Raw genomic sequence first — 8,382 nt, 5'->3', positions numbered from 1 at the left:
GAGCATCTCATTTTTGAATTTCGTCGGATTGGTCACATCGGTCAGCAAGTCGTCCGCTACCTTAGGAACTCGATTAATAAGGATATTGCTCATCGTAATCGCTTTATAATACTTGGTCCAGTCTCCGAAATTTTCTACGTTGTATTGAAATGTGAAATCTCCGTCTTGAATTCCTTCCAGACCATCGCCATTATACTGGATTGTAAAATAATTCTTGGCAATTGCATCGCCATACATAAAGTATCGAGGACTCGGATTCCAGTTACCAGAATTCATCACATCCCGCACCAAGGCATAGTTACCGGCCATAGCACTTCTCAAATCGCCGGAGCTTTTCCAATACGCACCCGCAAAGGTTGAATTGACAGGTTCTTCCACCAAAAACTTTTTACATGACCCTAGCAAGAAAACCAGCATCAGTAGCACAGCTAGTCTATAGTTTAAAAAAAATCTTTTCATCGTCTTAAAAAGTTAGTTCAAATCCTAATGTATATTTTCTTGGAATAGGATAACCCCCACCGTTATACTCTCCATATGGGTTTACTGCCTCGGCATCAGGCAATTTTTTTGATTTTTGCCAACGGGCTACATTGTCAACTATACCAAAGAATCTCACTTTAGAAATACTCCATTTCTTGCTAATGCGTTCAGGGAGGTTGTAAGAAAAAATAAGATTCTTGAAACGCATATAGGAACCATTTTCTAAAAAGAAAGTCTGTGCAGAGGTATAGTAGTAGCGATAGGTACCGATATCATATTTGGCATATTCGGCTTTATCACCTGGCTGCCTCCAAATATTCAGTTTATCTAAATCCCGTATCGAATAGTAAGTGAAATTTGATACCGCATCTCCGGAAGTGGAATTATTAAATTGATCTGATTCAAAAAGATTTAGTACATCTCTTCCAAAACCATAGGTAAAAAATAAAGTAAGCGAAAAGTCTTTATAGTTAAAGACATTATTCCAACCTCCTGTCCATTTAAAATTGGGATCTCCAATAGCCCTTTTATCCGGATTGATACCACTGTTAAACACGTCTACAAAATAATCGCCATCAACATCTTCAAAATAAAAATCTCCTGGGTTGAACGTTCCATTGGAATTGCGATAACGCTCACCTGTATAGGGGTTAACAGGAATATCATCCAGGGTAGCAAAAACGCCCAAAGTTTTATAGAGATAGAATGCATTGATTGGACTACCTACGGAAAGGATATGTGATTTATCAAATCGATCGCCGTCCATGACCATATCACGGCCACCATTTGGAAGGTTCATAATTCGATTCTTGACATAAGAAATATTTAAATTGGATCGCCAGGTTAATGCGGAGCTACGTGGGAGCACATCAGCTGATAATTGAATATCGACACCTGAATTGCGAATCCCGACAGAATTTGTTTTGGCATAATCATATCCTGAAGTCACCGGGAGCATTACATCAAATAGTCCGTCATAATTTTCCTTATTAAAGACATCGACCATAGCTGTAAATCGTCCTCTATACAATTCCATATCAACGCCTAGATTCCACTGTCTATTACGTTCCCAACTCAGGTTCTTTTGTGCAACACCATTTCTAAAGTTTGGCGTAATAGCCACCTGACCATTATAGGAAGTTGCTCCGGAATTACCCTGATACCCACCATTATTGACATTATAGAGATTATACTGCAAATAGTTACTTGAAGGGAGCGATCCAGTCAATCCATAACTTCCTCTAATTTTAAGTAAGGTGAATGTAGGGTTATTTTTTAGAAAATCTTCTTCAGTTAAAATCCAGCCAACAGATGCCGATGGAAAATATCCCCATTTGTTGTTCTCTCCAAAGCGGGACGAACCATCAGCACGTACAGCACCTGAAAAAAGGTATTTACTATCAAAATCATAGGAAAAGCGACCGAGATAAGATAGCTGTGACCATTTTTGCAAATCGGAGTTGGCACCAATATTATTTTGCAGAAAACCTGTAACCACTTGGATCTGATCCGATACGCCCTGGCTGCCCCAAGCTGATACATTTTGCATTCTATTCTTTTCAGCTTCCTGGCCCAGTAATACATTGAGCGAGTGTTTTCCAAACTGTTTGACGTAGGTTAAAAAGTTCGATATCCTGACCTGGCTATTCTCATAAGAATAAGCTGACGAATAATTACCCGCCCCACTCATCAAGGCTGATGGTCTATTATAAGCCCTGTTGGCCATATCTTTGATATAGGCAGATTGGGAGGTAAAAGTTAACCCAGGTGCAATATTGAAAATCAGATTTAGATTGGTATTCAGATTAGAAGATTCATTATTGTCAAGACTACTATCATAGGTACCCAAAAGATAAGCTTTTTTAGCATCTGAAAGATTAAAAAGTGACGATGGCATACTACCCGCACTCAATGCTATTGGGCTCACATCACTCCCGCTCCCCCGCGCTCGCTTATTATACGAATAGGCAACAATGGGATTGATGGTTAAACGCTCATTGATAGCCTTACTGGACAAATTGAGTCTTCCTGTATAGCGTTTAAACCCGGTTGCTTTAATGATCCCGGCCTCATCGTAATAATTTCCGCTAAAACGATACGAACTAATTGCCGATCCGCCACTAACAGAAAGGTCTGCACTCTTTATCTTTCCTTTTTGGTAGAATAAATCCTGCCAATCTGTATTTCCATTGAATGCAGGGTTTAGCGAATCGGTTAGCATAAAAGGTAGATTTCTAAAATCGTTGGAAGAGAGTTGATTTTTTAGTATCGTCATCTTCTGCTCACGTTCGGTTCTTCCGAGTGTTACTTCACGTAGTTCGGGCCGTTGCGTTAGACCTCCATATCCGGTTAGCATAAAACGGGGATCGCCATTACGCCCTTTTTTCGTCGTAATCATAATCACCCCATTTGCTGCTCTAGACCCATAAATTGCAGCAGCAGAAGCATCTCTGAGCACGTCCACAGATTCGATATCATTCGGATTTAGACCTGCAAGGTAGTTGGTTCCTGTTCCTGTATTCGGGCCCACAAATTGTTCTGTAGGCTGTGGAACTCCGTCAATAACATAGAGTGGATTACTAATGACATTGTAATAGTCATCATTGGAGTAATTCAGGCTAACTGCCGATGTACCACGAACAGCCAATGTTGGCGAAGCACCCGGAGCGCCAGAAAAATTCTGAACGTTGACGCCAGCTAATCTTCCCTGAAGCAACATATCAAAACTGGCAGCTGGAAGATTTTCCAGATCCTTACCTGAAATACTTGATATAGCTGCAGTAGCTTTTTTGCGGGAAGTACTTTGATAACCGATAACCACGGCCTCGTCAAGAATACTTAATGTTTCGACCAAGGTAAAGGTCATTTTACCGGTTGCAGGGATAGGCTGACGCGCTCGCTCGTATCCGATAAAACTCGTCTCCAAGACATCTCCAGCTTTACCTGAAATCTTAAAATTCCCCTGATCATCGGTCTGTGTACTATTGGAAGTACTCGTGTTTCTTAAAGTTACTCCGGCTAATTGCTTACCATTCTTATCACGTACGGTACCCGTGATCTGCTGGCCTAGTGCAATTAGTGAAGTTAGAAACACAGATAAAAATAAAACTATCTTTTTCATTTGTGTTTGATTAGGTGCTCATACTTAGGTTATTCCAAATATAAGTGCCAAACACAGGTCTAATTTTCTTAATTATTACCTGTTTACAGCACTTTTTTAGCAAAAAACAAAACGGGGTACCATGTAGTCTAGCAAGACTGTTACATTTTGATTGATGGCTTTTTTACACAATTTTATATCTTTAGCTTAAGAAAAAACCGATTTACATCGGTAAATCAATTATAGACCCAGGTACTACAATGACGAAACTAAAATGCATCATCCTATTGTTGTTCTTCAATTGTTTTATGGCAGTTGGTCAGGATGCGATCAGAATAAATCACTTACCTTTCATTCAAGGATTGACAGAGCAATCTGTTTCCATTATTTGGACGACAGACAAGCCTGCTACTGGCTGGGTTGAGCTGGCCCCAGATGACTCCAGTCACTTTTACTTTAAGGAAAGACCAAAATATTATGCGGCTGCCTATGGCTTCAAAAAGGTAGGCACTTTACATCAAGTTACATTGACCAATTTAAAACCTGGAACACGCTATAGATATCGTGTATATAATCAGGAAGTTCTCAAACATGTTGGAGTCAATGTCCAATATGGAAAAGTGGTGGCCAGTGATGTCTATCAAAAGGCACCCCTATTTTTCCAAACCTTTGGCATGGCCAAATCTACCCATTTTACGGTAGTTAATGATATTCACGAACGCAATGAGGTTCTCGATAAGCTATTGGATATCGGCGGTCTAGAGACCAGTGACTTTGTGGTATTCAACGGTGATATGGTTAGTAACCTATTAAGCGAAACACAACTATATGAAGGGTTTATGGATACCGCCATTAAAAAGTTCGCCAGCGAAAAACCAATGTTTTATTCAAGAGGCAATCATGAAACACGTGGACCTTTTGCCATGGAATATCCCCAATATTTCCCAACACCAACAGGTAAACTATATTACCAATTTAGGCATGGAAATGTTGGTTTTATCATTTTAGATTGTGGTGAAGATAAACCCGATACCGACATTGAATATAGTGGTATTGTAGATATGGATAACTATAGAAGTGAACAAGCAGCCTGGTTAGCTCAAGCTGTTGAAGATCCGTCATTTAAAGATGCCAAATATAAGATCGTAATCTGTCATATGCCCCCTTTTGGTGGTTGGCATGGGGAACAAGAGATTTTGGAGAAATTTGTTCCTATCCTCAACAAAGCAGGAACACAGATCATGCTATCAGGACATTTACATAGACACATAATCAAAAATGCGACAAATACAATACAATTTCCGATCATTGTAAATTCCAACAATAATGTGCTTCGCGTAGATTTAGACGACGAAAAAGGAATCTTCAAAATTCTCGATCAGCAGGGGAAAACGGTGGACCAAGTGATCATTAAGCCGTTAAAATAAAACAGCAAATTTGCTCATGAATGAGGACCATACGGCCATAACCGTATGTTGTAAAACTACCGTATAGATATTTTAACTCTATTCTTTATAATTCAGCAAATTATGGTAAATTAATCTAAATGAATACAATCTCGACTGAATATCTGATGACCTCAGAACTTGACAGGAACGAAAAAATTGCTATCATGGGATTATGGAATGAAGAATATCCCGCAGTTATGGCATATTCCAGCCTATCGACCTTTGAGAACTATTTGGAAAGCTTAGGCCAACCACAACACATCCTTGTCAAACAAAATCAACAAATTGTCGGTTGGTGTTCAAAATTTGATCGCGATACAAAACGCTGGTTTCTTATTATACTTTCAAGTCTTTTACACAAAAAAAGAATAGGTTCCAATCTACTTGACAGATTGAAATCTGAAGAAACGGAGCTTAACGGCTGGGTGATAGACCATCACATGGAGAAAAAAAATAATAATTGCCCGTATAATTCACCGCTAGGTTTCTATATGAAAAATGGTTTTGAAGTCGAACCGAATCAACGTCTTGAGACTTCCAACCTATCAGCAGTAAAAATAAAATGGTCAAGAAGATAGCGCAGGAAATTTACCTGCACTTTCATATGCAAATGCTAATAGCAAATCGTACTTCCGTCAATTTCTAACAAAAAAAGCTTCGAAAGAGCAAAGAAAAACGACCCTATGTGCATCTATCAGGGGAACGAGCATTAGCTGAAGAGCCTTTGAACCTGAATAAATTTTGAAAATAATGAATGCAATATACCTTAAACCATGGTCAACTTAAAACCACTCTCTGTTGAAGATGTCTCACCATTTTATGAATGGCTCAATGACGATTTATCTATTAAATATTCCCTCTCTCTTTTTCAGTCACTCCGATCAAAGGATCATATAGACAATTGGTTTTTATCCGTTGTCAACGATTCTAAAAATTTTAATCGTGGAATTTTCCTAAACGATTCGAATAAACTGATTGGGTATGCGGGCATTTGTAATATTTCCAAGCTAAACAGATCCAGAGAGTATTTTATCTTTATAGGGAATCGCCAAGAATGGGGGAAAGGGATAGGCTCTTTAGTTACCAAATTAATCCTAGATATAGGGTTTGGAAATCTAGGGCTCAATAGAATTATGCTTACGGTATCTGAACCGAATTATGCAGCGATAAAAGCATATGAAAACGCAGGATTTCAATTGGAAGGAAGAATGCGTAAAGCCTGTTTTAGGGATAATCAATTTCACGACAAGCTATTGATGTCAATCCTGGAAGATGAATGGCACGATAGAAGAAACCTAAGTATAAAATAAAATTAATCGCTACATATCCCCACACTATTTTGAATAAAATGTTTTTGGATACAACTTCTTAAAAGCGTTGTAGACCGCTTGATGTATTACAGTGGAATGCAATTCATCAGGCATGTAATCAAATACAAAATGAATTTTTTTATTGTTATTAAGTATATCAGATAACGCTATGGCCTCGTCATACATTCTCACATCTTCTTCTTTATTGGGCACACCAAGATAAACTTTTACATCTTTTTTCAAATTACCTTGTAGAAACTTCTCCGCTTTTTTCAATAATGACTCCTCGCCCCACCACAAACTTGGGCTTATAATAATATAGTCATCAAATAGTTCGGGTTGTTTTAATAGTATCTCTACGGAAAGAAGCCCAGCCAGTGATTCTCCTATTAAAGTCTGTTTTCCATTCGATTTATAATTGCCACTTATGTAAGGAATCAATTCATTTTTCATGAAGGTTCTATATTTTTCGGAACCACCATACGAGGGAAAGCTAGCTTTTTGAAAACCTTCCTTTTCTATAAAATCTGTATTTTCAACAGGGAAGGTAAAATCTCTTCTACGTGTATTTCCACCTATTCCAACAACAATACTTTGAGGGAATCTATCGATCCAGGGTTGTGTACTGAAACGGACAATACCCGCAATATGAAAAAAATCTTCATCAACACCACCATCAAGAACATATACAATTGGATAGCGAACAGCATCATTGGGGTTATAATTGTCGGGAAGATAAATGTTGATCATTCTGTCTTCACCCAAAACTTTTGAATGCAAAATCTCTGACCTCCCCATCAATAAAGGAGTACCATTTTGTGCCAAACAATCTGTATTAAAAATAAAGAAAATTAAAAGAATGAGCATTCTATTACCAATCATATCCGATATATTGCGCTTACCAAGACTGTTTTTTTGAATAATCCTATATTGAAATCCTTGACTATTCGACATAATATCCCTAAGACCTGCCAACATTTTTGTTCAACAAATTACCAGCACAATTTACAATGAAAATTAATATAATTGTTAGTTTTTTATTTTTTGAGCATAATTAAATGATTCTTTCACAACGATAACCCCACTCAAACATCTTTCTAACAATGCTGTTGGTCTCAATTTCCAATTGTGAAGATTCAATTCTTAGAATACGTTCTTCATCGTCAAGATCGAAATTAATTTTATAAGAGGAAAAGAGGCTGACAAGAGTTGCAACAATTCGCTGTGCATCCTTCATTCGATAAACATTGGTTTTAAATATTTCGACTCGTTTCATTAGATCTGATTAAGTTCAATTCAAGAAATACGGTGTTAATCCTATTCTATTTACTCATTCTAAACTACAATACAGCGCGTGCAACAGCTACAAAATTTAGATAAACACAGTAAAAAACTCGGTAAGTATGGTAAATTAAACGGTAAACAACAGGCTGCTATTTAATAACTGAATTATAACCGTTCATAAATCCCTGAATAAGTTCAGGTAGATTCAATAATAAAAATACGCAAATGACAATAGCAATAATGGCATAAAAAAACCACGACGAACTTTTCTTTTTCATAACAAGCTATTTAAGAATAATCAATTTAAAAATATAGGCTTCACAAAGATGGAAATTGCGCTAGAGCGCTGCAAAACAGAACAGACGCCATAACATACCCTCTTGATTTTCAATATAACTCAATATACGAAATTAATCTATATAACAATAAAGTAATTTAAAAATTATATTTTTCAAAAAATAAAAACAGTCACTTCAAATAAGAAAGTTAATGTTACAAAATAGAATCTTTGTAATCCATGTATAGTTGAACCTTATCTTGTCGCATATTGTGTAGGATACTGGGCTTAATAGTGCGATTGATTGAAGATTTATATTCTACTATAGTGTCCCCAATATTGGCCTGAGGATCTTTGGTTTTCACATTGGTAGAGATGGTTATCAATCCTACTATAGTTAAAATTACCAATGAATTAAAGAAGTGTATCATAAATAAAGATTGAATAGTTTATCAATCCAATTTCACTTGCGTCCTAAACGTT

The 8,382-nt window shown here is 37.2% G+C and carries 6 protein-coding genes and 1 pseudogene; 3 read left to right on the top strand and 4 right to left on the bottom strand.

Annotated features, from left to right (window positions below):
• Positions 1–459 (bottom strand): annotated as a pseudogene (locus B2X72_RS26385) (hypothetical protein); the annotation flags it as partial.
• A gap of 4 nt (positions 460–463) precedes the next feature.
• The gene (locus B2X72_RS26380; RefSeq protein WP_286852168.1) at positions 464–3,601 is read right to left on the bottom strand and encodes a SusC/RagA family TonB-linked outer membrane protein; all 3,138 of its coding nucleotides are present in this window, start codon (positions 3,599–3,601) and stop codon (positions 464–466) included.
• Positions 3,602–3,840: 239 nt separating this feature from the next.
• Between B2X72_RS26380 and B2X72_RS26375 the strand changes: the two genes are divergently transcribed.
• The 3 genes from B2X72_RS26375 (at position 3,841) to B2X72_RS26365 (ending at position 6,338) form a co-directional block, all read left to right on the top strand.
• Positions 3,841–5,007, top strand: a complete 1,167-nt coding sequence (locus tag B2X72_RS26375; RefSeq protein WP_286852165.1) for an FN3 domain-containing metallophosphoesterase family protein — start codon at positions 3,841–3,843, stop codon at positions 5,005–5,007.
• Between the two features lie 119 nt (positions 5,008–5,126).
• Entirely contained in the window at positions 5,127–5,606 is a 480-nt protein-coding gene (locus tag B2X72_RS26370) for a GNAT family N-acetyltransferase (RefSeq protein ID WP_182329870.1), read from the top strand.
• Positions 5,607–5,801: 195 nt separating this feature from the next.
• Positions 5,802–6,338 carry a GNAT family N-acetyltransferase gene (locus tag B2X72_RS26365; RefSeq protein WP_286852163.1) on the top strand — a complete coding sequence of 179 codons (537 nt, stop codon included), beginning with the start codon at positions 5,802–5,804 and terminating at the stop codon, positions 6,336–6,338.
• A 24-nt stretch (positions 6,339–6,362) separates the two neighbouring features.
• Here B2X72_RS26365 and B2X72_RS26360 read toward each other — a convergent pair whose 3' ends face one another.
• A complete protein-coding gene (locus B2X72_RS26360) occupies positions 6,363–7,220 on the bottom strand; it encodes an alpha/beta hydrolase (protein WP_075994664.1) in 858 nt (285 codons plus the stop codon).
• A 172-nt stretch (positions 7,221–7,392) separates the two neighbouring features.
• On the bottom strand, positions 7,393–7,614 hold the full coding sequence (locus B2X72_RS26355; RefSeq protein ID WP_075991379.1) for a methyltransferase type 11: 222 nt from the start codon (positions 7,612–7,614) through the stop codon (positions 7,393–7,395).
• Positions 7,615–8,382: the final 768 nt, after the last annotated feature.

The organism is Sphingobacterium sp. UBA7253 (assembly GCF_002472745.1).
GTDB lineage: Bacteria > Bacteroidota > Bacteroidia > Sphingobacteriales > Sphingobacteriaceae > Sphingobacterium > Sphingobacterium siyangense.
Note: the sequence above shows the minus strand (reverse complement) of the source record. Positions and strands in the feature narration are given on the sequence as shown.

Bases quoted from the DNA above. Each gene is read 5' to 3' on its own strand.
- B2X72_RS26380 (WP_286852168.1), bottom strand. From the start codon at position 3,601: ATGAAAAAGATAGTTTTATTTTTATCTGTGTTTCTAACTTCACTAATT.
- B2X72_RS26375 (WP_286852165.1), top strand. From the start codon at position 3,841: ATGACGAAACTAAAATGCATCATCCTATTGTTGTTCTTCAATTGTTTT.
- B2X72_RS26370 (WP_182329870.1), top strand. From the start codon at position 5,127: ATGAATACAATCTCGACTGAATATCTGATGACCTCAGAACTTGACAGG.
- B2X72_RS26365 (WP_286852163.1), top strand. From the start codon at position 5,802: ATGGTCAACTTAAAACCACTCTCTGTTGAAGATGTCTCACCATTTTAT.
- B2X72_RS26360 (WP_075994664.1), bottom strand. From the start codon at position 7,220: ATGATTGGTAATAGAATGCTCATTCTTTTAATTTTCTTTATTTTTAAT.
- B2X72_RS26355 (WP_075991379.1), bottom strand. From the start codon at position 7,614: ATGAAACGAGTCGAAATATTTAAAACCAATGTTTATCGAATGAAGGAT.